1 protein-coding gene is annotated in these 1,148 nt (G+C 67.2%); it reads left to right on the forward strand.

Translation table 11 applies throughout. The features are described from left to right. Nucleotides 1-1,148 (forward strand): LamG domain-containing protein (locus G401_RS51455; RefSeq protein ID WP_034594506.1); only part of this gene is annotated, 1,148 nt, incomplete at both ends.

Consider the following 1,148-nt stretch of genomic DNA (forward strand, 5'->3'; position numbering starts at 1 on the left):
TCGGGGGCGGTCGGTGCGCAGGTCGTCTACGACCCGGTGTCGGGTGTCGTGACGCAGGTGACCGATGAGAACAACGGGGTGTGGAAGATCTCCGCCCCGCAGGTCTCCGGCTCCTCCCAGGTGTACGCCGCGTCGGTGCTGTCGGGTGGTCCGGCGGACTACTTCCGGCTCAACGAGACCGGTGTGACCGAAGCGGTCAACGAGGTCAACGGCGGCGTCGGCGCGTACAACGCGGTGACGTTGGGGCAGACCGGACCGTTCGCGGACGCGACCGCGGGTGGTTTCGACGGTGCCACCTCATACGTGCAGTTGCCGGCGGCGGACATGACGACCACGGGTCCGGCGAGCGTGAGCGTGTGGTTCAAGATGCCGTCCGGTTCGACCGCCGGCGGTGTGCTGTACGGCTACCAGGGCATGCCGATGAGCGACGTCGACGGCACCGCCGCCTGGTGGACCCCGGCGCTCTACGTCGGCATCGACGGCAAGCTGCGGGGCGGGTTCTGGACCGGCGCGTCCACGAATGTGATCACCAGTGCGGCGTCGGTCGCGGACGGCAAGTGGCATCACGCTGTCTTGTCGGCGGGCACCGGTACGCAGACCCTGTACTTGGACGGCGATCCGGCCGGCACCCTGGCCAAGGCTTTGGTGGCAACGGGTGCGACGTACGCGTACCTCGGGGCGGGGAAGTGGACAGGCAGTTGGCCGTCGCACGGTACGCCGACCGCGGGTTACTTCCCGGGTTCGATCGGTGAGTTCGCGTTCTACAAGACGCAGCTGACCGCCGCGCAGGTCTCCGACGCCTTCACCGCGAGCAAGTCCGCCACCGCCACCTCCGCGGGTGCGGCGCTGGCGAAGAAGGTCGTGGTCACCGATCCCGGCAACGCCACCACCACCTACCTGTTCGATGTGGACAACGGCAACCGGCAGGTGGCGGAGATCTGGTCCGACGGTGGTCAGCCGCGGCAGACGACGTACGGCTACAAGGACGGTTACCTGCGTACGACGACGGATCCGAACGGGAATGTGACGACCAACGAGTACGACGCGCGGGGTAACACGGTCTCGGAGCAGTCGTGCCAGGACCGGTCGGCGGGCAAGTGTTCGACGATCTACTACTCGTACTACCTGAACGCGGCATCCAATGTGGA

The sequence above is a fragment of the Hamadaea tsunoensis DSM 44101 genome (genome assembly GCF_000428945.1).
GTDB lineage: Bacteria > Actinomycetota > Actinomycetes > Mycobacteriales > Micromonosporaceae > Hamadaea > Hamadaea tsunoensis.